This is a genomic window from Brevundimonas sp. GW821-FHT09G01, from assembly GCF_059416065.1.
Genome location: NZ_JBWKOL010000005.1, coordinates 1 through 23,674, shown reverse-complemented (window position 1 = coordinate 23,674; position 23,674 = coordinate 1). Strand labels below are relative to the sequence as shown.

Annotated in this window: 25 protein-coding genes and 1 tRNA gene; 7 read left to right on the top strand and 19 right to left on the bottom strand. The window is 69.3% G+C overall.

The features are described from left to right. Nucleotides 1-124: 124 nt before the first annotated feature. Nucleotides 125-1,084, bottom strand: coding sequence for an alpha/beta fold hydrolase (locus tag AC07NB_RS10895; protein WP_494571012.1), 960 nt, complete (start codon nucleotides 1,082-1,084; stop codon nucleotides 125-127). A gap of 114 nt (nucleotides 1,085-1,198) precedes the next feature. Between AC07NB_RS10895 and AC07NB_RS10890 the strand changes: the two genes are divergently transcribed. Then, nucleotides 1,199-2,320 (top strand): Rieske 2Fe-2S domain-containing protein, encoded by a 1,122-nt coding sequence (locus tag AC07NB_RS10890; protein ID WP_494571011.1) that lies wholly within the window; start codon nucleotides 1,199-1,201, stop codon nucleotides 2,318-2,320. A 164-nt stretch (nucleotides 2,321-2,484) separates the two neighbouring features. Here the strand turns inward: AC07NB_RS10890 and AC07NB_RS10885 are convergent, their stop codons facing one another. Further along, nucleotides 2,485-3,150, bottom strand: a complete 666-nt coding sequence (locus AC07NB_RS10885) for a TetR family transcriptional regulator (RefSeq protein WP_494571010.1) — start codon at nucleotides 3,148-3,150, stop codon at nucleotides 2,485-2,487. A gap of 219 nt (nucleotides 3,151-3,369) precedes the next feature. Further along, a complete protein-coding gene (locus AC07NB_RS10880; protein ID WP_494571009.1) occupies nucleotides 3,370-5,205 on the bottom strand; it encodes a cation:proton antiporter domain-containing protein in 1,836 nt (611 codons plus the stop codon). Nucleotides 5,206-5,359: 154 nt separating this feature from the next. Between AC07NB_RS10880 and AC07NB_RS10875 the strand changes: the two genes are divergently transcribed. Further along, nucleotides 5,360-7,495, top strand: coding sequence for a M13 family metallopeptidase (locus tag AC07NB_RS10875; RefSeq protein ID WP_494571008.1), 2,136 nt, complete (start codon nucleotides 5,360-5,362; stop codon nucleotides 7,493-7,495). A 422-nt stretch (nucleotides 7,496-7,917) separates the two neighbouring features. Here AC07NB_RS10875 and hisS read toward each other — a convergent pair whose 3' ends face one another. The 5 genes from hisS to AC07NB_RS10850 form a co-directional block, all read right to left on the bottom strand. Then, on the bottom strand, nucleotides 7,918-9,399 hold the full coding sequence (hisS, locus tag AC07NB_RS10870) for a histidine--tRNA ligase (RefSeq protein WP_494571007.1): 1,482 nt from the start codon (nucleotides 9,397-9,399) through the stop codon (nucleotides 7,918-7,920). 115 nt (nucleotides 9,400-9,514) lie between these two features. Further along, nucleotides 9,515-10,780, bottom strand: coding sequence for a DUF418 domain-containing protein (locus tag AC07NB_RS10865; RefSeq protein WP_494571006.1), 1,266 nt, complete (start codon nucleotides 10,778-10,780; stop codon nucleotides 9,515-9,517). A gap of 77 nt (nucleotides 10,781-10,857) precedes the next feature. Then, nucleotides 10,858-11,427: a phthalate transporter gene (locus AC07NB_RS10860; protein ID WP_291837367.1), complete on the bottom strand. Its 570-nt coding sequence runs from the start codon at nucleotides 11,425-11,427 to the stop codon at nucleotides 10,858-10,860. After that, a complete protein-coding gene (locus tag AC07NB_RS10855; protein WP_492312120.1) occupies nucleotides 11,424-12,302 on the bottom strand; it encodes a 3-hydroxybutyryl-CoA dehydrogenase in 879 nt (292 codons plus the stop codon). Before AC07NB_RS10855 ends, AC07NB_RS10860 begins: the two co-directional genes overlap by 4 nt. 135 nt (nucleotides 12,303-12,437) lie before the next feature. Continuing rightward, complete coding sequence (locus AC07NB_RS10850) at nucleotides 12,438-12,755, bottom strand: YggT family protein (RefSeq protein WP_291837371.1); 318 nt, start codon at nucleotides 12,753-12,755, stop codon at nucleotides 12,438-12,440. Between the two features lie 171 nt (nucleotides 12,756-12,926). Here AC07NB_RS10850 and AC07NB_RS10845 point away from each other — a divergent pair. Both AC07NB_RS10845 and trhO read left to right on the top strand, forming a co-directional pair. Then, nucleotides 12,927-13,002: transfer RNA gene (locus tag AC07NB_RS10845), tRNA-Ala, on the top strand. Nucleotides 13,003-13,072: 70 nt separating this feature from the next. Next, nucleotides 13,073-14,035: an oxygen-dependent tRNA uridine(34) hydroxylase TrhO gene (trhO, locus tag AC07NB_RS10840; protein ID WP_494571005.1), complete on the top strand. Its 963-nt coding sequence runs from the start codon at nucleotides 13,073-13,075 to the stop codon at nucleotides 14,033-14,035. A 6-nt stretch (nucleotides 14,036-14,041) separates the two neighbouring features. On the opposite strand, the gene AC07NB_RS10835 is transcribed toward trhO, so the two are convergent. The 5 genes from AC07NB_RS10835 to chvI all read right to left on the bottom strand — a co-directional run bounded on the left by AC07NB_RS10835 (nucleotide 14,042) and on the right by chvI (nucleotide 17,540). Next, a complete protein-coding gene (locus tag AC07NB_RS10835) occupies nucleotides 14,042-14,320 on the bottom strand; it encodes an HPr family phosphocarrier protein (RefSeq protein ID WP_291837375.1) in 279 nt (92 codons plus the stop codon). Further along, on the bottom strand, nucleotides 14,317-14,721 hold the full coding sequence (locus AC07NB_RS10830) for a PTS sugar transporter subunit IIA (RefSeq protein WP_291837378.1): 405 nt from the start codon (nucleotides 14,719-14,721) through the stop codon (nucleotides 14,317-14,319). The genes AC07NB_RS10835 and AC07NB_RS10830 overlap by 4 nt, the downstream gene beginning before the upstream one ends. 89 nt (nucleotides 14,722-14,810) lie before the next feature. After that, the gene (locus tag AC07NB_RS10825; RefSeq protein WP_291837380.1) at nucleotides 14,811-15,236 is read right to left on the bottom strand and encodes an HPr kinase/phosphorylase; all 426 of its coding nucleotides are present in this window, start codon (nucleotides 15,234-15,236) and stop codon (nucleotides 14,811-14,813) included. Beyond that, on the bottom strand, nucleotides 15,233-16,867 hold the full coding sequence (chvG, locus tag AC07NB_RS10820) for a two-component sensor histidine kinase ChvG (protein ID WP_494571004.1): 1,635 nt from the start codon (nucleotides 16,865-16,867) through the stop codon (nucleotides 15,233-15,235). The genes AC07NB_RS10825 and chvG overlap by 4 nt, the downstream gene beginning before the upstream one ends. Further along, entirely contained in the window at nucleotides 16,836-17,540 is a 705-nt protein-coding gene (gene chvI / locus AC07NB_RS10815; protein ID WP_291839067.1) for a two-component response regulator ChvI, read from the bottom strand. The genes chvG and chvI overlap by 32 nt, the downstream gene beginning before the upstream one ends. Nucleotides 17,541-17,716: 176 nt before the next feature. Between chvI and AC07NB_RS10810 the strand changes: the two genes are divergently transcribed. Continuing rightward, nucleotides 17,717-19,432 (top strand): hypothetical protein, encoded by a 1,716-nt coding sequence (locus AC07NB_RS10810; RefSeq protein WP_494571003.1) that lies wholly within the window; start codon nucleotides 17,717-17,719, stop codon nucleotides 19,430-19,432. A 3-nt stretch (nucleotides 19,433-19,435) separates the two neighbouring features. On the opposite strand, the gene AC07NB_RS10805 is transcribed toward AC07NB_RS10810, so the two are convergent. Continuing rightward, on the bottom strand, nucleotides 19,436-19,780 hold the full coding sequence (locus tag AC07NB_RS10805; protein WP_492312115.1) for a TFIIB-type zinc ribbon-containing protein: 345 nt from the start codon (nucleotides 19,778-19,780) through the stop codon (nucleotides 19,436-19,438). Between the two features lie 116 nt (nucleotides 19,781-19,896). Here AC07NB_RS10805 and AC07NB_RS10800 point away from each other — a divergent pair, with 116 nt between their 5' ends. Beyond that, a complete protein-coding gene (locus AC07NB_RS10800; protein WP_291839054.1) occupies nucleotides 19,897-20,367 on the top strand; it encodes a PaaI family thioesterase in 471 nt (156 codons plus the stop codon). 10 nt (nucleotides 20,368-20,377) lie between these two features. On the opposite strand, the gene AC07NB_RS10795 is transcribed toward AC07NB_RS10800, so the two are convergent. Genes AC07NB_RS10795 through AC07NB_RS10775 form a run of 5 tightly spaced genes read right to left on the bottom strand, consistent with a single transcriptional unit; the run spans nucleotide 20,378 to nucleotide 23,004 of the window. Further along, nucleotides 20,378-21,034: a glutathione S-transferase family protein gene (locus AC07NB_RS10795; protein WP_494571002.1), complete on the bottom strand. Its 657-nt coding sequence runs from the start codon at nucleotides 21,032-21,034 to the stop codon at nucleotides 20,378-20,380. Beyond that, a complete protein-coding gene (locus tag AC07NB_RS10790) occupies nucleotides 21,034-21,501 on the bottom strand; it encodes an SRPBCC domain-containing protein (protein ID WP_494571001.1) in 468 nt (155 codons plus the stop codon). Before AC07NB_RS10790 ends, AC07NB_RS10795 begins: the two co-directional genes overlap by 1 nt. Continuing rightward, entirely contained in the window at nucleotides 21,498-22,163 is a 666-nt protein-coding gene (locus AC07NB_RS10785; RefSeq protein WP_494571000.1) for a dihydrofolate reductase family protein, read from the bottom strand. Before AC07NB_RS10785 ends, AC07NB_RS10790 begins: the two co-directional genes overlap by 4 nt. Beyond that, nucleotides 22,163-22,660: an SRPBCC family protein gene (locus AC07NB_RS10780; RefSeq protein ID WP_494570999.1), complete on the bottom strand. Its 498-nt coding sequence runs from the start codon at nucleotides 22,658-22,660 to the stop codon at nucleotides 22,163-22,165. The genes AC07NB_RS10785 and AC07NB_RS10780 overlap by 1 nt, the downstream gene beginning before the upstream one ends. Nucleotides 22,661-22,662: 2 nt before the next feature. Continuing rightward, entirely contained in the window at nucleotides 22,663-23,004 is a 342-nt protein-coding gene (locus AC07NB_RS10775; protein ID WP_492312110.1) for an ArsR/SmtB family transcription factor, read from the bottom strand. 118 nt (nucleotides 23,005-23,122) lie between these two features. Between AC07NB_RS10775 and AC07NB_RS10770 the strand changes: the two genes are divergently transcribed. Beyond that, nucleotides 23,123-23,500 carry a hypothetical protein gene (locus AC07NB_RS10770; RefSeq protein WP_492312109.1) on the top strand — a complete coding sequence of 126 codons (378 nt, stop codon included), beginning with the start codon at nucleotides 23,123-23,125 and terminating at the stop codon, nucleotides 23,498-23,500. The last annotated feature ends 174 nt before the right edge of the window (nucleotides 23,501-23,674 follow it).

Below are 23,674 nucleotides of genomic sequence, written 5' to 3'. Positions count from 1 at the left end.
CCGACAACCTCTCAAGATACAAAGTGGGGCGACTTATCCGAAAACCGGAACCACTTTTCGGGTCGCCCTAATCTTCACAGGACCGTGAAGGGCGTTTCCGCCGAAAGGATGACCTTTGAGGGCCCTATTCTAAAAACGCGTTCACCTCGGCGGCGAAGGCGGCGGGCTGGTCCAGCATGATGAAGTGGGCGCTATTGTCGATCCGCTTCAGCTCGGCGCCCGGCAGGCCCTGGTACGACATGCGGTAGACCATGTCGGTGAACTCGGGCGTCTGCCCGGTGAAGAGGACGTACAGCACCTCGGTCGGGGCGGTGATGCGCGACAGTTCGGGCCGCAGGTCGGTGACGATCAGCTCGCGGAAGGACGAGGCGGCCACCTGCTGGTCGCTGGTCTCCATGTCGCGGATCGGACCGGCGCGCAGGGCTTCGGTCTTGATCATCGAGTTGATCGAAGCCGTGGCCTGGGTGTTGTAGGCCTCGCGCGTGCCGGTCGACATGCTGGCGTAGATCTGGTTGGCGATCGGCGTGACGCTCTCGGCCGTCGCGCCCGGGGCGCCGAACATCGCGCCCATGAAGGGCACCATGTCGACGACCATCAGCTTGCCGACGCTGTCGGGATGGCGCGCGGCCAGCATCATGGCGATGGTGCCGCCCATCGAGTGCCCGATGACGACCGGCTTGTTCAGATGCTGTTCGGCGATGTAGCGGGCCAGATCCTCGGCGACCGGGGCGGCGACCGGGCCGGTGGCGTTGTCTTCGGCCGGTGCGCCGGCGAAGCCCTGCACGTGGACGCGGTGGATGCGGTAGCGGCCCTTGAGCTGATCGGTCAGGCCATCCCAGACCTCGGGCGACGACGTCAGGCCGGGGATCAGGATGATGTCGCCGACCGGATGCTCCGGCCCGTCGATGCGGACATGGAACCGGCCCGACTGGAAGTCGGCGTGGCGGTGGCCGTGGTCCGCGGCCCCTTGCTGAGTAGCTTGCCCGTGGGCGGCGTGCGAGCCGTGCGCCTGGGCCAGGGCGGGCGCGGCCAGCCCCAGCGACAGGCAGGCGGCGAGGGCGGCGGCGGCGGTCATGGTCTTCATGGCGGTTCCCCGTGTACGGGCCATTCGCCCGCATCTGTCCCGTAGTCGCCGCAGGGGGCGCGATTGGATGCAGGCGGTCAAGACTTCCCGCGCCGCCGACGCTAAAGTGGCGTCATGACGCCCGCAGATTCCGCTCCTGTTTCCTCCAACGCCCCGGAAGCCAAGGCCCCGCCGACCGCCTTCGGCAAGGGCTTCGTTCTGGACGCCTGGTATTTCGTCGCCCTGGCGCGCGACGTGAAACCCGAGTCGCTGAAGCGCTACGAACTGCTCAATGAACCGGTCCTGATCGGGCGGACGAAGGCCGGGCAGGTCTTCGCCATGCGCGACATCTGCCCCCACCGCGCCGCGCCCCTGTCGGCCGGCCGGGTGGTGAACAAGCCGGGCGAAGGCGAAACGGTCGAGTGCCCCTATCACGGCTGGCGCTTCCGCCCCGACGGCGTCTGCGCCGCCATTCCGTCCCTGGTCGAGGCACAGGCCTTCGAGGCCGACCGCATCAAGGTGCGCGCCTATCCGGTCCGCGAAAGCCAGGGGATGGTCTTCGTCTGGGTCAGCGCCGACCCGCGCGGCGCGGGCGAGCCGGATCACGAGCCGCCGCAGTTTCCGGGCGTGGTGGGCGGCGACGCCAAGCTGGTCGAATGGATGGATTTCGACAGCCACATCGACCACGCGGTCGTCGGCCTGATGGACCCCGCCCACGGCCCCTACGTCCATCAGCAGTGGTGGTGGCGGTCCGAGCATTCGATGCACGAAAAGGCCAAGGCCTTCGAACCGCGCGAACAGGGCTTCGCCATGGTGCGCCACGCGCCGTCGTCGAACAGCCGGGCCTACAAGATCCTGGGCGGCGCCCCGGCGACCGAGATCACCTTCCGCCTGCCCGGCTACCGTTGGGAGCACATCCAGGTCGGAGAGAAGCAGGTGCTGGCGCTGACCTGCCTGACGCCCATCACCGACACCAAGACCCGGATCACCCAGATCTTCTGGTCGGACCACTGGATCTTCGACCTGGCCAAGCCCTTCCTGCGCATGGGCGTGGTCGCCTTCCTCAAGCAGGACGGCGGCATGGTGAACCTGCAGAACGAGGGCCTGCGCTACGATCCGGCCCTGATCTGGATCGACGACGCCGACAAGCAGGCCAAATGGTACCAGCAGCTGAAGCGCGAATGGATCAAGTCCCGCGCCGAGGGCCGGCCGTTCGCCAACCCGGTGAAGCCCGCGACCTTGCGCTGGAAGAGCTGACGCTCTTCGAAGGGCGCTAACGCTCGCGACGCGGTCGCTCGCTGCTTGAGCGCAAGACAAAGGCCGCAGCGGATGCCGCGGCCTTTGATCTGTTCAGCATGCGCGAAGCGCCAGGCCGCGTCGGGTCGGGAGGTCCCGAAGGGCCGACGGTCCGCGGCCCCCGATTATTGCCGGGCCAGCGCGCCGGCGAGGACGATGTCGATCTGCTTGGAGATCTGGGTCGTCAGCTGTTCGATGCCCCAGCCGTCGTAGGCGGCGTGGCGGTAGTTGGCGATGAAGGCGCCGTAGATCAGCTCGCCCAGCAGGCGGATGTCCGCGTCCTGACGCAGCTCGCCTTCACGCACGCCGGCCTGCAGGGCGTCCGAGACGATGACGGAGACCGGACGGGCGGCGGCGCGGCTGCGCATTTCAGCGGCGACCGGCTGGAACCACGAGCGGGCGACGACGGCCTGCACCAGCGGCAGATGCTCCAGGGATTCGTGATAGGCGGCGGTCATGGCGGCCACCAGGCGTCCGCGCACCGAGTTTTCAGCGGCGACGGCGGCCTTCAGCGATTCCGCCAGACGGGCCAGGTCCTCGGCCAGGACGGCCTCGAACAGTTCGGCCTTGTCCTGGAAGTTGGCGAAGACCGCGCCGGTCGACATGCCCGCGCCCTTGGCGATGTCGCGGATGGTGGCGGGCTCGTAGCCGCGTTCCGCGAAGAGGGTGCGCGCGGCGTCCAGGACCTTCTGACGGGTCCGCACCTTGGCGGCCTGACGACGGTTCAGGCGGGGGGCGTCAGCCTCGGAATCCGAGGCGGTCTGGGCGGAGCTAAGGGCGATGTCTCGCATGTAAAACGGCTACTCGACTAAGCGGCGGGGAGGACCACCGGCAGGAAAACAGCGCCATGACGGCAGGGTTTCGGGCGCTCCGGAAAGCACCTCAGGCCCGACCTGAAGGCCCGGCGAACAGCGGCACTCATCACGCAACGATGACCAAATTGGGGTGTACAGATTAACAGCAGCGTTAGTTGCTGGGTTAACGGCGCAGCTTGCCAAGTCCGTCGCGGCCTATCTTTTGAGCGTCGACCTCAGCGCCCGGGGTCTCCGCGCAGCCTCCCCGTCGGGCATGGCGTCCTGGAACAATTTGCGGAAACGGTCGCGTCGTTCATGGATCGAAGCGAGCACCAGACCCATCGGCACGCCGAGGTCGACCAGGGTGTTTTCCGCCAGTTGAAGACTGGCCTCCGTGGTCTCCGGAACGGCGTCGGTGACGCCCAGCCGGTACAGGCGTTCGGCGTGTCGGGAATCCCGCGCCCGGGCGATCAGGATCAGGTCTGGCCTCAACGAGCGGGCCGCGACGACCACCTCGTCGACCTTGGCGGGGGCGTCCATGGTGACCACCATGGCGCGCGCCTTTTCGATGCCGCAGCGCGCCAGCAGGTCGGCCTGGCCGGCGTCGCCGTAGAAGACGTTCGAGCCCTCGCCGCGCCCCTTGGCGACGGTGGAGGCGTTGGCGTCGACGGCCACGAAACTCTGTCCGTGCTCGGTCAGCATTTCCCCGACGAGGCGTCCCACCCGGCCGAAGCCGACGATCAGCACCTGGCCCTCGACCGACGGAGGCTCCAGCGCCTCGGCCGGAAGATCAGGCAAAACTGCGGCGTCCTGTCGCGTCAGTCGATCGGCGAACATCGCCATCAACGGTACAGTAAAAATACTTATGGTGGCCGCAAGCATGACTGTACGTGTGAAGTCAGGCGACGCGATTCCTTCCACCAAACCTGCACCCAGGATGACGAAGGCGAACTCTCCCGCCGGTCCCAACACCAGCGCGGTCTCGATGGCGGTCTTGTTCTTCACGCCCCACAGCCGCGCCGCGCCGTAGATCATCAGGGCCTTGAACAGGGTCAGCCCGATCGCCAGCCCAAACACGGCCACCGGATCGGCCGCCACCGCGTCCACGTCCAGCCCGATGCCGACGCCGACGAAGAAGACGCCCAGCAGCAGACCCTTGAACGGTTCGATCGACACCTCGACCGCCCGCCGGAACTCCGTCTCGGCCAGCAGCAGGCCCGCCACCAGCGCGCCGAGGCTCATCGACAGGCCCGCGGCCTGGGCCCCCAGCCCGGCGCCGACCACGACCAGCAGGCAGGCGGCGACGAACATCTCCTGCCCCTGCCCCTTGGCCCGGGCCTTGGCCACCGACCGGAACAGCGGACGCAGCACCAGACGGCCCAGCACCACCAGCAGGGCCAGACCGATAGCGGCCGGGATGAGGGTGAACAGCGCCGTGCCCAGCACGGCCGGATCGAAGTCGCCGCCGGCGGTGACTCCGCCCTGCGCCAACGCCGCCAGCACGGTGACGGTGATCAGGATCGGCGCCACGGCCAGGTCCTGGGCCAGAAGGACCGAGAAGATGGTGCGCCCCGCCGCGCCGCCCAGGCGGCCGCGCTCAGCCATGACCGGCATGACCACGGCGGTCGAGGACAGCGCCAGCCCCAGGCCCAGCACGGCGGACGACACCAAGGTCTGGCCCATCGCCATGAACAGGGCGGCCAGTCCGACCGTGCAGAACAAGACCTGCGTCAGCCCCAGGCCGAACACGAGCCGGCGCATCGCCTTGAGCCGCTCCCACGACAGCTCCAGCCCGATCATGAACAGCAGGAAGGCCACGCCCAGTTCGGACAGGGCGCGCAACTGGTTGGCGTCGGAGATGGTCAGCCACGCCAGCCAGGGTACGGTGTCGGCGAATCGGGCCAGACCGTCGGGCCCCAGCAGGACGCCTGCCGCAAGAAAGCCGAGAACCGGGCTGATCTTCAGCCGGTTGAACAGGGGAACCACCACCCCGGCCGCCGCCAGGAAGACCACAAGGTCCTTATATTCGCCGCCGCTGCCGCCGTGAGTCATTCGCCCTCCGTCCGGTTCAGCCTACAGGCTGAAACGCCGCCGCGTCTGGCTTTCCGTCGTTTCATGACAAAAAATTCAGGCGACAGTCTCCGAGGCGGGCGTAGGGTCCGCGCCGACCCTTCCAAGTTGGTGAAGAGAAGTCGGGGAAACTCCTATGAAGAAGCTGCTTATCGGCGCCGCCCTCGGCGCCCTGCTCCTGCCCGCCGCCGCCCAGGCGCAGAGCTGGACCGATGCTGACGAACACGCCTGCGTCGACGAATCCTGCACGGTCGTCGAACTGTTCCAGGCCCCCGCACAGGGCGCCGCCGTCGCCGGTTGGCAAGGCGTCGAGGCCCCCAAATACGGGACCTGGGGCTTCGACCTGAACGGCCGCGACACCTCGGTCAACCCGGGCGACAACTTCATGCGCTACGCCAACGGCGCCGCGCTGGACCGCCTGCAGATTCCGTCGGACCGCACCTCCTACGGCTCGTTCAACCTGCTGCGCGAACTGTCGGACAACCGCGTCAAGGTGATGATCGAAGGCCTGGTGGCCCGCACCGATCTGACCGCCGGCTCCGACGAGCAGAAGATCGCCGACGCCTATCGCTCCTACATGGACGAGGCCCGGATCGAAGCGCTGGACGCCCAGCCGCTGGCCCCCTACCTCGCCGCAATCCGCGCCGCCGACACCCATGACAAGGCCGCGGTCTACATGGGCCAGACCCAGGGCCGCATCGGCGGCTCGATCTTCGGCACCGGCATCACGATCGACCAGAAGGCGCCGACCCGCTACGTCGTCTCGACCGGCCAGTCGGGCCTGGGCCTGCCGAACCGCGACTATTATCTGGAGCAGCGCTGGGCCGACAAGAAGGTCCTGTACCAGGCCTATGTCGCCCGCATGCTGGGCATGATCGGCTGGGCCAATCCGGAACAGGCCGCGGCCGACATCGTCGCCTTCGAGACCAAGATCGCCGAGGCGCACTGGACGCCGGAGCAGAACCGCAACCGCGACGAAACCTACAACGAGTATAGCATCTCGCAGCTGGCTTCGGAGGCTCCGGGCTTCCCGTGGCAGGCCTACTACACCGCTGTCGGCGTGGGTGAAGTGCCGCGCCTGATCGTCCGCCAGGACACGGCCATGCCGAAGATCGCGGCGCTCTACGCCGATACCCCGATCGCGACGATCCAGGCCTGGCAGGCCTTCCACACGACCGACGACGCCGCCGGCCGCCTGTCGCGCCGCTTCGCGGACGCCCAGTGGGAGTTCCGGTCGCGCGATCTGCAGGGCCAGCCCATGCAGCGCCCCCGCGACAAGCGCGGCATCAGCTTCGCCGAAGGCATGCTGGGCGAGGCCGTCGGCCGCCAGTACGTGGCCGACTACTTCCCGGCCGAGTCCAAGGCGAAGATGGAGCAGCTGGTCGCCAACCTGCGCACCGCGCTGGGCAACCGCATCCGCAACTACACCTGGATGAGCGCCGAGACCCGCGCGGCCGCCGAGGAGAAGCTGAACAAGTTCACCGTCAAGATCGGCTATCCGAACAAGTGGCGTGACTATTCGGCCCTGGAGATCCGTCCGGACGACCTGTTCGGCAACGGCGAGCGCGCCGGCCTGTTCCAGTGGAACTACCAGCTGAACCGCCTGAACCAACCGGTCGACAAGGACGAGTGGGGCATGACCCCGCAAACCGTGAACGCCTACTACAACTCGGCCAATAACGAGATCGTCTTCCCGGCCGCCATCCTGCAGCCGCCCTTCTTCGATCCGGACGCGGACCCGGCCGTCAACTACGGCGGCATCGGCGGCGTCATCGGTCACGAGATCGGCCACGGCTTCGACGACCAGGGCTCCAAGTCCGACGGCGACGGCGTGCTGCGCAACTGGTGGACCCCTCAGGACAAGGCCAATTTCGAAGCCCTGACCGCCCGCCTCGGCGCCCAGTACGGCCAGTTCGAGCCGATCCCCGGGTTCCATGTCCGTCCGGGCCTGACGATGGGCGAGAACATCGGCGACGCCGCCGGCGTGGCGGTGGGCCTGGAGGCCTATCACCTGTCGCTGAACGGCCAGCCGGCTCCGGTCCTGGACGGCACGACCGGCGACCAGCGCTTCTTCTACGGCTGGGCCCAGGTGTGGCAGTCCAAGTATCGCGAAGCGGCGCTGAAGCAGCAGATCGACACCGACTCGCACAGCCCGGCCGAATTCCGGGTCATCGGCCCGGTGCGCAACGTCGACGCCTGGTATGAAGCCTTCGGCGTCCAGCCGGGCACGAAATACTACCTCGCGCCGGAAGACCGCGTCCGTATCTGGTAAGCGGATCGCCGCACTGAACGAAGAAGGCCGGGGCTCACGCTCCGGTCTTTTTTGTTGGGCCACGGTCGAAAGGCTCCGCCTTTCTTTGTTGGGCCGCGGACCATCGGCCCTTGGGACCTCCCGACCCGACGCGGCCGGGCGCTTCGCGCAGGCTCCAGCAGCGAGCCGCCGCGCGGTAGCGCCAACATCATGATTCCGGGCGCAAAAAAGCCCGCCGCGGGGGATACATCGCGGCGGGCTTTCTTTCGCTCTCATGGAGCGGACGTTTCCTCCCCGAAACGCCTCCGGGCCGCTGCTGCGTCGAAACGCTGCGCTTCCCGAGTACGTCAGAAAGACGACAATTCCCGCTCCAAGTCAATCAAGACCCTGACACGGACAGGGGCTTTTCCTTTGTTATCAACGATAACTCACGGAGCTGTGCGTCAGGAACCGACGATACCCCGGATCGTCGCCACAAGCTGGGCGCGAGGCACGACCTGCTGTCCCGGACGCTCGGCCTTCCAGGCCTCGTTGTCCGTGACGCCAGCGGCGGCCGCGCGGCCTGCGTCGAGGTCCTTGATCGTCACCTGACCGGCCGCGATCTCGTCGCCGCCCAGGATGACGGCGGCGGGCGCGCCGCGCCGGTCGGCGTACTTCATCTGCGCCTTCATGCCCGCCCGGCCGAGGTAGAGTTCGGCGGCGATCCCGGCGTTGCGCAGCTCGGACACCGCATCGAGATAGTGCTGCATGTCGGCCTCCGAGAAGACGATCACGACCACCGGGCCGCGCACCGCGTCCTCGTCGCCGCGCCCGGCCGCGCGAAGGGCCGAGGCCAGCCGCGAGACGCCGAAGGAGAAGCCGGTCGCGGGCAGGCGCTCGCCGGTGAAGCGGGCGACCAGGTCGTCGTAGCGCCCGCCGCCGCCGATGGAGCCGAAGCGCACGGCGCGGCCCTTCTCGTCGGTGGTCTCCAGCAGCAGTTCGGCCTCGAACACGGCGCCGGTGTAGTATTCCAGCCCGCGCACGATGGTCGGATCGAAGCGGACCGCGTCCTGCCCCACCTTCATGGCGTTCAGCGCCCGGTCGATGGCCGCCAGCTCTTCCAGCGCCGCCTCGCCGACGGCGCCCAGCCCGCCGGCGCGGGCCACGGCCTCCAGCGTCTCCGCCCGGCTCAGCGCCGCATCGCCCGCCGAAGCGAGGAAGGCCTCGATGGTCGAGGCCACGCCCAGCGGCAGCTGGGCGCCCTTTGTGTAGTCGCCGGACTCGTCCAGACGGCCTTCGCCCAGCAGGGCCGAGACGCCTTCCCAGCCCAGCCGGTCGAACTTGTCGATGGCGCGCAGGGCGGTCAGCTTCTGGATCGGATCGACCACGCCGCCGGCCTCGAACAGACCGTCGAACAGCTTGCGGTTCGAGACGCGGATCACCGCCTGCCCCGGCGCCAGGCCGGCGGCCTGCAGGCCCTCGCAGGCCATGGCGATGATCTCGGCGTCCGCCTCGGGACGGTCGGAGCCCACCGTGTCGGCGTCGCACTGCACGAACTCGCGGAAACGGCCCGGCCCCGGCTTCTCGTTGCGCCACACCGGCCCGAAGGCGTAGCGACGGAACGGCTTGGGCAGGGTCTCCCACGACTGCGCCGCGAACCGAGCCAGCGGCGCCGTCAGGTCGTAGCGCAAGGCCATCCACTGGTCGTCGTCGTCCTGCAGGGCGAAGACGCCCTCGTTCGGACGGTCGGCGTCGGGCAGGAATTTGCCCAGGGCGTCGGCGTATTCGAACGCCCCGGTGTCCAGCGGCTCGAAGCCCCAGCGCTCATAGACCTCGGACACGCGCTGAACAAGGCGGCGCTCGGCCACCAGGTCACGGCCACGGCGGTCGGCGAACCCCCGGGGGGCGCGGGCTTCGGGGCGGGTGGGAGCGGCGTCTTCGGTCATGCTGGCGGTCTAGAGGGTCGAAGGTCGAGGGTCGAGGGTCGGAATGATTTCCTGCCTGAACACCGTGAACCGCCGAGCCGTCAACCGCCCAACGTCCTGTCTCGCCCCCCGCCCCTCAGCCCTCGCCCCTTCTGATCGGCACCAGCCGTCCGTAGATCAGACAGCGCCACAGCCACTCCAGCGGCCCCATGCTGAACACCGACAGCCAGATCGGGGACCAGATCAGCTGGGCGATCCAGACGCCTCCGACCGCGAGCCACAGCTGTCCCTGCCCCCAGGCCGGATCGCCGAACCAGTGCGGCCCCCACGGCATGTAGAACAGGGTCGTCATGATCAGGGTCTGGGTCAGGTAGTTGGTGAAGGCCATCCGCCCGACCGGCGCCAGCACCCCCGTGACGACCCTCAGACCGAACCGCGTCATCAGGATCAGCAGGCTGACGTAGGCCAGGGTGATCAGGGGCGCGAAGCTGGCCGCGATATCGGCCATGCCGCCGGTCGGATCCGGCGCGCCGTGCGGCGCCGCGGCCTTGAACCACTCGTACCACCCCAGAGCGGCGAGGTTGGCGCCGCCGATCAGCAGCAGGAGAACATAGACCCAGGTCGGCGACCGGCCGCTGAGGAAGCCGGCCTTGAACAGCCCCATGCCCAGCAGCATCAGCGCGCCCGTGATCGGGATCAGGGTGATGCTCATGGCCTGCAGGATCGCCTCGGCCTTCAGGTTTTCGATCAGCGCGGCCGGCCAGCCCGATTGATAGGCCTGGATGGTCGCCGCCAGGCTTTCGGGCGTCACCGCGAAGGGTCCGCCGCCGGCGGCCGCGGCGCCCTCGGGCATGAAGGCCTGGGCGGCGAAGGCGGCCGCCGACAGCAGGCCGAACAGCAGGTTCAGCAGGGCTCCGGTCCAGATCAGCCGCTTGGCCGACCACGACCGCGCCAGCATCACCAGAACGCCCGTGTAGGCGTAGTGCAGCAGGATATCGCCGTACCAGAAGGCCGCGCCGTGGATCAGGCCGAACACGGCCAGCCACAGCAGGCGCCGCCACAGGAGGGCGCCCCGCGCCTCGTCCCGCCGTTCGCCGCCGATCAGGAAGATCGACACCCCGAACAGCATGGAGAACAGTGATCGCGCCTTGTTGTGGAAGAAGACCTCGGTGACCCAGTGGCCGAGGATATTGGCCTGGTCGTGCGGCCAGGGCGGCGCGACGTCGGCGCCCGTCTGCAGTTCCATCGGCCAGGCGAAGGCCACGGCGTTGACCGCCAGGATGCCGAGGATCGCGAAGCCCCGCAGCATGTCCAGGGTGAAGATGCGATCCGCGGGCGCAACGGGGGCCAGCCGGGCGGCAGGCGCCGTCGTCTCGCCCGTCAGGGCGTCGGTTGCGGCCATGTCGTGATCTCCCCCCGAGGTCAGGGGGGCAGATTGCCGCGCCGGCGTCCGGCGTCAAACCAATTCGCGGTAAGGCCTCAGGCCTGTCCGTCGCGGCCCATGACGCCGAGGCGGTCGCGCACCTCGGGCTGGGGCGAGAAGGCGACGAAGGCCACGCACAGGCCGGCCCACAGGGCGTAGGCCACGCCGATGACGACCGCGAACGGCAGGCCGCCGACGCCGTAGATCAGCAGGGTGGTCTCGCTGCCGCCGACCCCCTCGCCGAGGTTGGCGGCGTTCAGCCACTGCTGGATCACCTGGCCGAAGGCGAACAGCGCCGCCAGGATGACCGCCAGCAGGCCGCCGTAGAACATGAAGCGCCAGACCACGCCCAGCCGGGTCGCGGGACGGCCCGAGCGCCGGGTCTCGCGCGCCAGCAGCCACAGGATGGCCGGAACCGCGAGCAGGCCCAGGGTGATCGCCTGAAGGCGCCAGTCCATCTCCAGCCCGGGAACCCAGTTGCGGGGCGGCCAGATCGCCAGCGTCACCCACAGCGGCGGCCACAGCACGGCCAGCACGACGGCGAGCACCGTCCGCTGCGGCTCGCGCCGCCAGGCGACGCGCTGCTGGCCCGGGAAGTCCTCGGGCCGCTCGAGACGGGGGATCATCGCGTCGGCGCCGGCGTGTCGCCGGAATAGTCGTAGAAGCCGCGGCCCGATTTGCGGCCCAGCCAGCCGGCCTCGACGTATTTCACCAGCAGCGGACAGGGCCGGTATTTGCTGTCGGCCAGACCGTCGTACAGCACGTTCATGATGGCCAGAACGACGTCCAGCCCCATGAAGTCGGCCAGCTCCAGCGGACCCATCGGATGGTTGGCGCCCAGCTTCAGCGCCTTGTCGATCGAGGCGACGTTCCCGACCCCTTCGTACAGGGTGTAGATCGCCTCGTTGATCATCGGCACCAGGATGCGGTTGACGATGAAGGCGGGGAAGTCCTCGGAATTGGTGGTCGTCTTGCCCAGCGACTCGGCGAAGGCGACGGCGACCTCATAGGTCTCGGCCGAGGTGGCGATGCCGCGGATGATCTCCACCAGCTTCATCACCGGAGCCGGCTTCATGAAGTGCAGGCCGATGAACCGCTCGGGCCGGTCCGTGGTCGAGGCCAGCCGGGTGATCGAGATGGACGAGGTGTTGGACGCCAGCAGGGTGTGATCGGCCAGGTGCGGCGCCAGGTCGGCGAGGATGGCCTTCTTGACCGCTTCGTCCTCGACGGCGGCCTCGATCACCAGGTCGGCCTTGCCGGCGTCGGCCAGAGAGGCGGCGGCGGTGATGCGCGACAGGGCGGCGTCGGCGTCGGCCTGGGTGCTCAGCCCGCGGGCCACCTGGCGCGCCAGGCTGGCCGCGATGGCGCCCATGGCCTGGGGCACGCGATCGCCGGCGGCGTCGTAGAGTTTCACGTCATAGCCGCCCGCAGCCACCGTCTGGGCGATACCCGCACCCATCTGGCCCGCGCCGATGATGGCGACTGATTTGATCGTGGTCATGGAATCCGGTTGGCTTTCAGGCCCTGCGGCCCCGTCGGCGGGCACCTTAGGACGGTGGCCGGACGGCGCAAGCGCGGGATGATGCGAGAGGCGCGATGACCCGGGAGGCGTGGCCTGTTCGCACCGTCCCTGTCGTCAGAAGGGGACGAAGCTCAACAGGGCGGCCTGCGACGCGGGCAGCAGGTAGATCATGATCCCCTGGATCACGATGATGGCCACGATCGGGGTGACGTCGATGCCGCCCAGAGGCGGAATGATGCGCCGCAGGGGCTCCAGCACCGGGCTGACGATCCGGTCCAGCGTGGCGGCCAGCGAGGCGACGAAGCGGTTGCGGTAGTTGATGACGTCGAACGCCACCAGCCAGCTCAGGACGGCGTTGACGATCAGGGCGATCACGAACAGGCGCAGCACCGCCGTGATGAGGAAGAACAAGAAGCCGATAATCGCCGCCATACCCTGAAGTGCTCCTGCAGAGGGTTGAGCGCCGCTTCTAACCTTAGCCGCCCCTTCCCGCCAACTTTTCCGCACTCGCGCCCCGACTGCAACCTGCGACCGGTTGACACCACCGGTCCCCCGCTCGTATGTCGCCCGCTCGCCTGCACCCGACTATTCAGTGGGGTTTGGGGGGCCGTAGCTCAGTTGGTAGAGCGCGTCGTTCGCAATGACGAGGTCAGGGGTTCGACTCCCCTCGGCTCCACCATCCTGCCTCGCGCTAGCGCGCTTCGCAGGATGGAACAGCAGGAGAAGGACCCGAAGGTCCAGATCAATCCATGACGTCCTCCCCGCCCCCCGCCGCTTCCTTTCGCGTCGCCGCCCTGTACCGTTTCGCGCGGATCGGGGATCGCGAGGCCGTGCGGGCGCGGCTCGAACAGCTGTGCGCGCCGGATGTGCGCGGCATCCTGCTGGTGGCGCACGAGGGGCTGAACGGGACCATCGCCGGGCCCGCCGACGCCATCGACCGGGTGCTGGACGGCATCCGGGGCCTGCCCGGCTTCAGCGGGCTGGATGTGAAATTCGCCGACGCCGCCACCGCGCCCTTCCGGCGCATGAAGGTGCGGATCAAGGCCGAGATCGTCACCATGGGCGAGCCCGATCTGGATCCGGCGACGGAGGCCGGGACCTATGTCTCTCCCGCCGAGTGGAACGCCCTGATCGCGGATCCCGACACCATCGTCATCGACACCCGCAACGACTACGAGGCCGCCATCGGCGCCTTCGCGGGCGCGGTGCAGCCCAACACCCGCAGCTTCCGCGATTTTCCGGCCTGGTTCCGCACCGAGGGCCGCGCCCTGCTGGACCGCCCCACCCCACCCAAGGTGGCCATGTACTGCACCGGCGGCATTCGCTGCGAGAAGGCGACGGCCTTCCTGAAGGCCGAGGGCGTGCCGGAGGTCTTCCACCTGGAAGGCGGCATCCTGCGTTACCTGGAGACGGCGTCCGAGCCGGAAAGCCTGTGGCGGGGCGAATGCTTCGTCTTCGACGAGCGGGTCGCCGTCGGCCACGGCCTGTCCGGCGGCTGCCACACCCTGTGCCGCGGCTGCCGCATGCCGGTGAGCGAGGCCGGACGCGCCTCGCCGCTGTACGTCGAAGGGGTCTGCTGCGAACGCTGCCATGCCACGCGCACGGTCGAGCAGCGGGATCGCTACGCGGAACGGGCGCGGCAGATGGAGATCGCCGAACAGCTGGGCATCGACCACGTCGGCGCGGTGCTGCCGGAACGCTCCAAGGCCTGATCGGACCTACTGGTCTTCGTCGAACTTGCGGTTGACCAGGTCGGCCAGGGCCTCGACGGCCTCTGCGGCGTCCTGGCCCTCGGCCTCGATGTGGACGTCGCAGCCGTTGCCGGCGCCCAGCATCAGCAGGCCCATGATCGACAGGGCGTTCACCGTCACGCCGTCGCGGGTGACGCGGATCTCGCTGTCGAAGGTCGAGGCCAGCTTCACGAACTTGGCCGAGGCGCGGGCGTGCAGGCCGCGCTGATTGCAGATGCCGACGGTCGCGGCGACGGGATCGGTCATTTCTCGCCCTGCAGCACCCAGCTGGCCACGGAGATGTATTTGCGGCCCGCGTCCTGAGCGTGGGCGACGCAGGCTTCCAGCGGCTCGCGCCCGCGCACGCTGGCCAGCTTGATCAGCATGGGCAGGTTCAGGCCGGCGATGACCTCGGCGTGGGTCTCTTCCATCACCGAGATGGCGAGGTTGGAGGGCGTGCCGCCGAACATGTCGGTCAGCAGGATCACGCCGTCGCCGTCATCGACGGCGCGCGCGGCGTCGACGATGTCGCGCCGACGGCGCTCCATATCGTCCTCCGGGCCGATGCAGATGGCCGCGACCCCGCGCTGGGGGCCCACGACGTGCTCCATGGCCGAAAGGAATTCGGAGGCCAGACCCCCGTGGGTGACGATCACCAGCCCGATCATGAAGGCTTCACCAAGACTTGCGCCCCCGCGTTCCGATCGCTCCCTGAGCTGACCGCAAGCCGCGCGGAATAGCCCAACTCCGCGTCGGGTTAAAGCCGGGCGATGGCCGCCGCGACCTTTTCACCCGCCGAGGCCTCCCTCGGATCCAGCCGCAGCAGGGGCAGATCGACCCCCTCCACGCGCCGGATCGCCGGTTCCGGCAGGCGTTCAACGGGCTCCGGACCCAGTTCCACGGCCAGCACGACCCGGGCCAGATCCAGGGCGCAGGCGGGCACCACGCCGACGCCCCGCACCTCGATCTTGCCCGCGATGGTGCGCGGCGCACGGGCATAGAGGCTGCCCGAGGCGGCGAACAAATGGGCGTAGTCGTCGGCCGCCAGCCGCCAACCGGCGCCGATCAACCTCAGGGCCAGATCGCTCTTGCCCGCGCCCGGCGGCCCGAACAGGGCGGCGGCGCGCCAGCCCCGGCCCGGGGCCCATTGCGCGACGACGGTGGCGTGAACGGGCTGGGTCATGGGCGGCGGGCTCCGGGGGCGGCGGGCAGGGCCACCTCGAAGCGGGCTCCGGCGGGGCCGCCGTCGCCGGGCCGGTTCTCCGCCCGCACCGTCCCGCCGTGAGCCTCGACGATCTGGCGCACGATCGACAGGCCGAGGCCCGAGTTGGCCCCGAAGGCCGTGCCGCGCGGACGCGAGGTGTAGAAGCGCTCGAACACGGTCTCGAGGTTCTCGACCGGAATGCCGGGGCCGTCGTCGTCGATCCGGACATGGACCGCGCGTTCGTCGATCTCGTCGCGCAGCAGGGTCAGGCGCACCTCGCCGTCCGGCGGGCTGAACGAACGGGCGTTGTCGATCAGGTTGCGGAACACCTGCCCCAGCGGCCCATCGCGGCCGACGATCAGGGCGTGGTCACCGGCGGGCGGGGTGAAGGTCACACGCGCCTCTCCGGGTTTGCGCCCCGCCTCATAGACGCCGACGATATCGACCAGCAGGGCGGTCAGATCGATGGTCCGGGGCCGGTCGCGGTTCAGCTCGGCGTCCAGGCGCGAGGCGTTGGAGATGTCGGTGATCAGCCGGTCGAGGCGGCGCACGTCCTGTTGCAGCAGGGCGGTCAGCTTCTCGCGCTGGGCCTCGGTCTTGACCAGCGGCAGGGTCTCCAGCGCCGAACGGATCGAGGTCAGGGGATTCTTGATCTCGTGACTGACGTCGGCGGCGAAGGCCTCGATGGCGTCCATCCGGGCGGACAGGGTCTCGGTCATGGACTCCAGCGACCGCGCCAGATCGCCGATCTCGTCCTTGCGGCTTTCCAGGTCGGGCAGGGAGATGGCTCGCGCCCGCTGCAGACGGACCTCGTCGGCGGCGGCGGACAGCCGCATCACCGGCCGGGCGACGAACAGGTGCAGCAGCAGCGACCCCAGCAGGTTCACGAACAGGGCCACCAGGGCGAAGGGCATCAGGGCGCGGCGCTGGGCGCCGATGGTCTCGTCGACATCGCCGGCCTCCAGCGTCAGGACGCCGAGCACCATCTGGACGTGACGGACGGGAATGGAGACCGACACCACGCGGTCGCCGCTCTCCGAGGTGCGCACCTCGGCCTGGGGCTGGCCTTCCAGCGCCCCTTCGACCTCGGCGGCGAGGGCGAGGCGGGCGCGTTCGGCCTTCTGGCTGTCACCCGCCACCGCCGCGTCATCGGGCGCGGCCACCGGCGAACCCGCGGGCCGGGCGTCAGGCAGGGGTTCGCCGGGGATGGCCTCGGTCACCCAGTAACTGTCGGCCACCAGGATGCCGTCCACGTCGAACAGGCGCGCGCGCTGCCCGGCGGGAATGAAGTTGTCGCGCAGCCAGCGGCTGGCCTCGATCGGGTCCAGCGCCGGGATCGGTTCGCCGCGGGTGACGCCGATCTGGGGCTCGCCGAGCACGCGCACCAGCAGTTCGGCCTGGGCCGCCAGCGTCTCCTGCCGGGACTCGATCAGGCCCCGCTGCCATTCGTTCAGGAGCAGGGCCCCGACGAACAGGATCAGCAGGCTGAGCAGGTTGAGCGCGAGAATCAGGCCGCCGAGACGCGACCCGCCGAACCGCTTGGGTCGGCGGGGCCGGCCGTCTCCGGCCCGCGCCGGATCAGCTTTCGCGGTAACGGTATCCGACGCCATACAGGGTCTCGATCGCGTCGAACTCGGGATCGACGACCCTGAACTTCTTGCGCATGCGCTTCACGTGGCTGTCGATGGTGCGGTCATCGACATAGACCTGATCGTCGTAGGCGGCGTCCATCAGGTTGTCGCGGCTCTTCACGAAGCCGGGACGCTGCGCCAGGGCCTGCAGCAGCAGGAATTCGGTGACCGTCAGCTTCACCGGACGGCCGTCCCAGGTGCTTTCGTGGCGCGCCGGGTCCATCGTCAGCTTGCCGCGCTTGATGGCCTTGTTCGAGTTCTCGGCGCTGGGCTCGGGCTCGCCGCCGTCGGCGCCGGTGCGGCGCAGCAGGGCCTTCACCCGTTCGATCAGCAGGCGCTGGCTGAAGGGCTTGTGGATGTAGTCGTCGGCGCCGAGGTTGAAGCCGAGAATCTCGTCGATCTCCTCATCCTTCGACGTCAGCATGATGACCGGGATCTGGGAGGTCTGGCGCAGGCGGCGCAGCACTTCCATGCCGTCCATGCGGGGCATCTTCACATCGAGGATGGCCAGATCCGGCGGCGACGCCTCCAGGGCTTCCAGTCCGGCGGCGCCGTCATGGTAGGCCGTGATCTTGTGGCCATGGCTTTCCAGCGCCAGCGAAACCGACGCCACGATGTTCTCGTCGTCGTCCACCAGGGTGATATTGGCCAAGTCGGCTTCTCCTTGCAGGCTCATCGTCCGCGCAATGAACGCACGGCAAGCGTAACCGTTCTACGTCATCGCGGTTACTTTACGGCGCAAAAGATGGGCCGCGTCGGCCAATTCCGCAACGAAACCCGCCCTTAAAGTCTCCGTCCCATGATCAGGGGGAACTGTCAGAGCGTTCCATGGCCGGCCCGATCCACTACGAAGTCTATATCCGCAAGACCGCGCCGTCGTCCTGGACCCTCCAGATCGCGACCGAGCATCGCGCCCATGCGATCGACACGGCCGAGGATCTGCTGCGCGACGGCTATGCGGCGGCGGTGCGGGTGACCAAGGAAACCCTCGACCCCGACACCATGGAATTCAACAGCGTGACGGTGCTGACCCGCGGCGTCCCGGAGATGAAGGCCAAGCGGGTCACGGTGGAGGACGCCGCGGGCCCGCGCTGCAGCACGCCCTACGACCTCTACGCGCCCATGGCCCGCGAACAGATCGGCCGCGTTCTGGAGGACTGGCTGCAGCGGCAGGGCGTGACCGCCTTCGAGCTTCTGCACCGGCCTGATCTGGCGGAACGGCTGGACGCCTCGGGCGTGGAGCTTCAGCACGCCATCCAGAAGGTCGCCGTGCCCGAGGCGCAGGCGGACGGGAAGCCGGTCCACGACTTGGTGCGCCACTATCAGAAGCTGTCGGACGCGACGATCGAGCGGCTGGTCATGGCGGGCCGCAAGAACCGGTTCCCCAGCCTTGAGCATCATTCGCTCGCGGACCTGGCCCACCGACTGGAAGGTCAGGCCGAGCGCGCCTTCATCATGGGCGGCGTCGTCGCCGCGGCCCTGGCGGGGCTGAAGGACGGCCGGACGCGTCTGGACCGGCTGATGGACCTGGCCGACCGCGCACCGGGCGACGGCCAGGCTCGCGCCATGGTGCTGGTCCCGATCGAACAGATCCTGTGCGAGATGCTGGGGTCGCGCGCCGGCCTGGCCGACATTCTGGGACCGTCGCTGGACCAGGGCGCGGCCATGGCGGCCGTGGTTCGCATGGTGGCCCCGCGCGAGGTGGGAATTCTGGTTCGGCACGATCCGCGCATGGCCTTGCACGTCCCCGCCGTGGAAGGCCCCGCCGCCCGGCTGGGGGCGCGCATCGAGATCGCCGAATTCCCCCTGCTGTCGGCCGCCCTGGCCCGGATGGTGCTGCGCGAGCTGATGAGCCCGCGCCGCCTGCGGCCCAACGACGCCGCCGGCGAGATCGACATCCTGCGGGCGCTGGCGACCTGTCTGACCGCCACCGCCGGGCGGCTGCTGACGCTGGAGGAGGTCCAGAACGCCTTCAACGAGCGATCCAAGGCCCTGGTCACCGCCGATTTCGTCGCCGCCTACGTCAAGACCTGCCGCACGGTCCTGTGCGAGGCCGAGGCCCTGACCCGGCTGTGCGAGAACGTCACCGGCGTGGCCAACAAGCGGTCCGCCGCGCGCTGGCTGTCGGCCTGCGTCGGCTCGCTGCGCTTCGAAACCGAGATGCGGCAGGCGGGCGGGCAGACGGCGGCGCAGAAGCTGGGCGTTCTGGCCGTCCTGCAGCGGGCGGTGCGCGCCTGCGGCCTGTCGGACAAGGACGAGGCCGACATCACCGAGGCGATCGGCAAGGTGGGGGGCGCCGTCGAGGCGGAGGCGCGGATCGTGGCCATGCTGTCCCGCTCGCCGGCGCCCGCGCCGCAGAAACTGGTGGTGCTGCTGCGGCTGGCGGCGGGCGAGACGGCACCGCTGGGCCCCGCGGCCGATCGGGCCAAGGCCGAGGCGATCAAGCTGTTCCGCGCACCCGAGGCCCGGGCCGCACTGGCCGCGCAGCCCGAGGTTCTGGTCCCGCTGAAGACCCTGATGAAGGCGGCCGGCCTGGCCGCCTAGGCGTCAGTCGAAAATGTCGAAGATGCTGTCGCGCTTCTTCTTTTTGTATTTGTAGTCGTCGTCGTGGCGGTAGCGGTCGTCCCGGCGATGGTCGTCGCGATAGCCCTGCGGCTGGCCGCCCCACGGCTGCTGCGCCTGTTGCGGCGGATAGGGGGCCTGGGGCTGGGGCGCCGGCGCGGCCTGCGGGGCCGAGGCGCGGCCTTCAGCGGTCGCGGACTCCATCAGCTTTTCCAGCTCGCCGCGGTCCAGCCAGACGCCCCGGCAATTCGGGCACATGTCGAACTGGACGCCGCCGCGTTCCAGCGTCTGCATCGCGGCGTTGTCGTTGGGGCACATCAGAAGCGGCATCGGGGTTTCCTCCGGTGGTTTCCCCACAGCTACGTGCGGGACGGTGGAACGGCCACCCCCGCGCGGCGATCCGCCGCGTGCTTGCGTCGGATCGCCGACCCCCTAACTGTGACGCCATGACCGATACGCCGAAGACCACCGCCGAAGCCGTCGGACGCCTGCCCGGCCGCGAGGTCCTGCAGGCCGTGCTGGACGGAAAGCTGCCGCCCGCCACCATCAGCACCACCCTGGACTTCGACCTGGTCGAGGTCGGCGAGGGCTTCGCCGCGTTTGAAGGGCGGACCGGGCCGCACATCCTCAACCCGCAGGGCACGGTCCACGGCGGCTGGGCCCTGACGCTGATCGACAGCGCCACGGGCTGCGCGGCCCATTCGCTGCTGCCGGCGGGGGTCAGCTATTCGACCCTGTCGACCCAGGCCAATTTCACCCGGCCGATCACCGCCGACGCCGGCCGGGTCCGCTGCGAGGGCCGGGTGGTCAACGCCGGACGCCAGATCATCACCGCCGAGGCGACGGTGAAGGATGAAGCCGGCCGCCTGCTGGCGCACGGCCTGTCGACCCTGATGGTGCTGCAGCCGAGGCCTTGAGCGCCTTGGCCTAGTCCTCAGGCAGAGGGGCGGGCATCAGATTTCCGAACGGCGCGGCGTCTTCCAGTGCGCGCACGAAACTGGGCCGCGCCATCAGCCGCGCGTGCCAGGCCCGCAGCCGGGGCCGGTCGCCAAACGGGACCAGCCGCCGGGCGTAGGTCATCAGCGGTGCAGCTCCGCAGTCGGCCAGGGTGAAGGTCTCGCCCGCGCCCCAGGTCCGGCCGTCGCCCAGCCGCGCCTCCAGCATGTCCCAGGCGCTTTCCAGCTCCTTCGCATCCAGCGCCATCGCCGTCTCGTTCGGCGTGCCGGCGCGGCCCAGCCGGTTGAAGACGATCCTGTTCATGTTGCCCCCGACATAGGTGTCCAGGATGCGGTCGATGAAGCGCGCCTCAAGGGCCAGGTCAGGATCGGCAGGGATCAGCCGCCCGCCGCCCGCCAGCCGGTCCAGGTATTCGATGACGATGCTGGACTCGATCACCGTGCGGCCCGCCGCCGTGTCCACCAGCGCGGGCATCTTGGCGAAGGGCGACACGGCCATGAAGCCTTCCATGGCCTCCGGCGAACCGTCCACCAGCTTCAGCTCGAACGGCAGGCCCAGTTCGTACAGGGCGACCGCGGTCTTCTGCCCGTATCCGGCATAGGGGTGGGACCACAGGATCAGGGCCATCAGACAGTCTCCTCGTTGGCGGCCAGCCAGTCGGCCATCTGTTGCATTCCGACGGCCGTGCCTTCCTCGCGCTCGGCCCAGCCGTCCTGGCCGAAATAGACGCCCTGCTCGTTGAAGATCAGCCGCGCCCCGTCCCCGTCGGCCAGGATCTCGACCGAGGCGAGGGAGGCCGACAGCTTGCGGCCGCCCACCGTCATGACGAAGGCGAAGATGAAGCGGCGGCCCTCGACGATGTCGAGATAGGTCCCCTCGAACAGATGCTCGCCGTCCTCGCCGCCGCCCCGGCTGACCTCCCTGCCGCCGACACGGAAGTCCAGCTGTTCGATCACCGGCGAGGCGACATGCTCGCAGCCCATCCAGCGCTGCTTGATCTCGCGGTCGGTGAAGGCGCGGAAGACCCGCTCGGGGCGGGCGTCGTAACGGCGCTCGATCGTGAAGGCGCCGAAGACAAGGCGGTCGTCGGTCATGCCTCGCCTCGCCGGCCGATGCGCACGATCTCCAGATGGGTCGCCCGCTCGCCCGCGGTCGATCTGCCGATCTCGTAACCGAGCGCGGGCAGATCCAGCCCGTCCCAGAACGCCTCGCCCCGGCCCAGCAGCACCGGCGAGACGGCGAGGTGCAGCACGTCGATCAGCCCGGCCCGCAGGTACTGGCGGACGGTCTCGGTTCCGCCGCCGATGCGGATGTCCCGGTCGCCGGCCGCGGCGCGCGCCTTGTCCAGCGCCGCCTCGATCCCGCCGGTCTCGAAATGGAAGACCGTGCCGCCCTTCATCTCGAGCGGCGCGCGCGGGTGGTGGGTCAGGACATAGACCGGACAGTGATAGGGCGGCTCCTCGCCCCACCAGCCCTCCCAGCCGTCATCCACCCAGGGGCCGCGCGAGTGCGCGAACATGTTGCGGCCCAGGATCCAGGCCCCCAGGCCGGCCATGCCGCGCTCGGCGAACCCGTTGTCGATCCCGTCCGCGCCCTTGCCGTCGCCGTACATCGCCTGGAAGGTCCGGGTTGGAAAGAACCAGTCGTGCAGCCGCTCGCCGCCGACGCCCAGAGGCGCCTCCAGGCTCTGGTCCGGCCCCGCGCCGAACCCGTCGGCGGAGATCGCGAAGCTGCTGACGCGAACCTTGCCGGCCATCACGCCTGCGCCTTCAACTCGCGGCCGAGCGCATCCAGCATCTCGCCGCAGCCGTGCTCGCGCAGCGGGATGTGATCCGCCCCGTCCGGACCGAAGAAGGCGCCCTGCTCGGTGTAGATCAGGCGCGTGCCGGAGCCGTCGGCGACCAGTTCGATCGTGGCCAGGGAGGCGGAGGCGCGCTCCTTCTCCCCGCCCACCATCCGGCCCATCACATAGCTGGTGATGATCCGACTGTTCTCGACGATGTCGAGGTATTCGGTGTCGTTGAACCAGGTGTCGTTGGTCTCGTCGCCGAACCGGAAACTGCCGCCGGCGCTGCCGCCGACGCGGAAGTCGTGGGACCAGTCATGGATGGTCCAGCCCTCGCCGTCGACGAACCATCGGCGGAAGGCGGCCGGATCGGCATAGGCGCGGAACACCCGTTCGGGCGAGGCGTCGTAGCGGCGCTTGATCGTGAAGGTCCCGTGGGCGAGGACCGGCGTGTCCGGGGTCTTCATGGTCAGGTCTCCGTCTCTGGTTTGGTTTCGTCCAGGAAGGCGCCCAGCCGGTCGAGACTGCGTTCGACGGACCGGCGCCGGTCATTGAGCCAGCGTTCGGCGGCGCTCAGGGCCTCGGGCTCGACCCGGCAGGTGCGCACGCGGCCCACCTTCTCCGACCGGACCAGCCCCGCCGCCTCCAGTACCTTCAGATGCTGCATCACCGCCGACATCGACATCGGCAGGGGCTCGGCCAGGTCGCTGACCGAGACCGGCCCCGCCGACAGGCGTTCGACCATGCGCCGCCGGGTCGGGTCCGACAGGGCCTGGAAGGCGAGATCGAGCGGCTGTTGATACTGAAGCATTCACTTAAGTATTACGGCGCGCCTGCAATTGCAAGCGAGGGGCTTTTCGCATCGCAACGCCCCGTTAATCGGCGCGGCGCAGGGTTCAGGTCCCTCGTGTGTTGTTGGGAGAGGCGCGATGTCGACCATGCAGACCGGCAGCTACCGTCGCCAGCGGGACCATTTCGAGCCGCAGGACATCGACCCCCAGGAACAGCGCCGGCTGCGCGGCCTGCTGGAACAGATCGACTATTCGGCCTTCGTCGCCAACCGCGAGGTCATCGGCCAGATGGTCCCAGGCCTGGACGCGGCAGCCTTCCAGCGGCTGGCGGTGCTGACCGCCACGGCGCGCGGCAAATGGGTGTCGGAGGGCCTCCGCCAATCCGAATCCGGCGCGCCCTCGACCGTCGACCAGGTCGCCCGGCTGACCGCCGCGCGCATGGCCTATGAAGAGCTGGCCGAGGTCTATGAAGGCCTGCGCCGGATGGTCGAGCGGGGCTACATCACCCTGCGCTAGGCCGGGTTTCTCGGGTCAATCCAGCCGTTGCGGCCGCGTCGTGATCGGCGCGTCGGGGTCGGCCGTCGTGCGCTCGGCCGCGGTCGGCGCCGGCGTGGCGGGCGCGGGCTCCGGCAGGGGCTGGGTCACGATCACCGGCGGCGGAACCGCGGCCGGAGCGGGCGTCGGCTGCAC

Coding starts and splice junctions, on each gene's coding strand:
- AC07NB_RS10895 (WP_494571012.1), bottom strand. CDS start 1,084: ATGAAGACCATGACCGCCGCCGCCGCCCTCGCCGCCTGCCTGTCGCTG.
- AC07NB_RS10890 (WP_494571011.1), top strand. CDS start 1,199: ATGACGCCCGCAGATTCCGCTCCTGTTTCCTCCAACGCCCCGGAAGCC.
- AC07NB_RS10885 (WP_494571010.1), bottom strand. CDS start 3,150: ATGCGAGACATCGCCCTTAGCTCCGCCCAGACCGCCTCGGATTCCGAG.
- AC07NB_RS10880 (WP_494571009.1), bottom strand. CDS start 5,205: ATGACTCACGGCGGCAGCGGCGGCGAATATAAGGACCTTGTGGTCTTC.
- AC07NB_RS10875 (WP_494571008.1), top strand. CDS start 5,360: ATGAAGAAGCTGCTTATCGGCGCCGCCCTCGGCGCCCTGCTCCTGCCC.
- hisS (WP_494571007.1), bottom strand. CDS start 9,399: ATGACCGAAGACGCCGCTCCCACCCGCCCCGAAGCCCGCGCCCCCCGG.
- AC07NB_RS10865 (WP_494571006.1), bottom strand. CDS start 10,780: ATGGCCGCAACCGACGCCCTGACGGGCGAGACGACGGCGCCTGCCGCC.
- AC07NB_RS10860 (WP_291837367.1), bottom strand. CDS start 11,427: ATGATCCCCCGTCTCGAGCGGCCCGAGGACTTCCCGGGCCAGCAGCGC.
- AC07NB_RS10855 (WP_492312120.1), bottom strand. CDS start 12,302: ATGACCACGATCAAATCAGTCGCCATCATCGGCGCGGGCCAGATGGGT.
- AC07NB_RS10850 (WP_291837371.1), bottom strand. CDS start 12,755: ATGGCGGCGATTATCGGCTTCTTGTTCTTCCTCATCACGGCGGTGCTG.
- trhO (WP_494571005.1), top strand. CDS start 13,073: ATGACGTCCTCCCCGCCCCCCGCCGCTTCCTTTCGCGTCGCCGCCCTG.
- AC07NB_RS10835 (WP_291837375.1), bottom strand. CDS start 14,320: ATGACCGATCCCGTCGCCGCGACCGTCGGCATCTGCAATCAGCGCGGC.
- AC07NB_RS10830 (WP_291837378.1), bottom strand. CDS start 14,721: ATGATCGGGCTGGTGATCGTCACCCACGGGGGTCTGGCCTCCGAATTC.
- AC07NB_RS10825 (WP_291837380.1), bottom strand. CDS start 15,236: ATGACCCAGCCCGTTCACGCCACCGTCGTCGCGCAATGGGCCCCGGGC.
- chvG (WP_494571004.1), bottom strand. CDS start 16,867: ATGGCGTCGGATACCGTTACCGCGAAAGCTGATCCGGCGCGGGCCGGA.
- AC07NB_RS10810 (WP_494571003.1), top strand. CDS start 17,717: ATGGCCGGCCCGATCCACTACGAAGTCTATATCCGCAAGACCGCGCCG.
- AC07NB_RS10805 (WP_492312115.1), bottom strand. CDS start 19,780: ATGCCGCTTCTGATGTGCCCCAACGACAACGCCGCGATGCAGACGCTG.
- AC07NB_RS10800 (WP_291839054.1), top strand. CDS start 19,897: ATGACCGATACGCCGAAGACCACCGCCGAAGCCGTCGGACGCCTGCCC.
- AC07NB_RS10795 (WP_494571002.1), bottom strand. CDS start 21,034: ATGGCCCTGATCCTGTGGTCCCACCCCTATGCCGGATACGGGCAGAAG.
- AC07NB_RS10790 (WP_494571001.1), bottom strand. CDS start 21,501: ATGACCGACGACCGCCTTGTCTTCGGCGCCTTCACGATCGAGCGCCGT.
- AC07NB_RS10785 (WP_494571000.1), bottom strand. CDS start 22,163: ATGGCCGGCAAGGTTCGCGTCAGCAGCTTCGCGATCTCCGCCGACGGG.
- AC07NB_RS10780 (WP_494570999.1), bottom strand. CDS start 22,660: ATGAAGACCCCGGACACGCCGGTCCTCGCCCACGGGACCTTCACGATC.
- AC07NB_RS10775 (WP_492312110.1), bottom strand. CDS start 23,004: ATGCTTCAGTATCAACAGCCGCTCGATCTCGCCTTCCAGGCCCTGTCG.
- AC07NB_RS10770 (WP_492312109.1), top strand. CDS start 23,123: ATGTCGACCATGCAGACCGGCAGCTACCGTCGCCAGCGGGACCATTTC.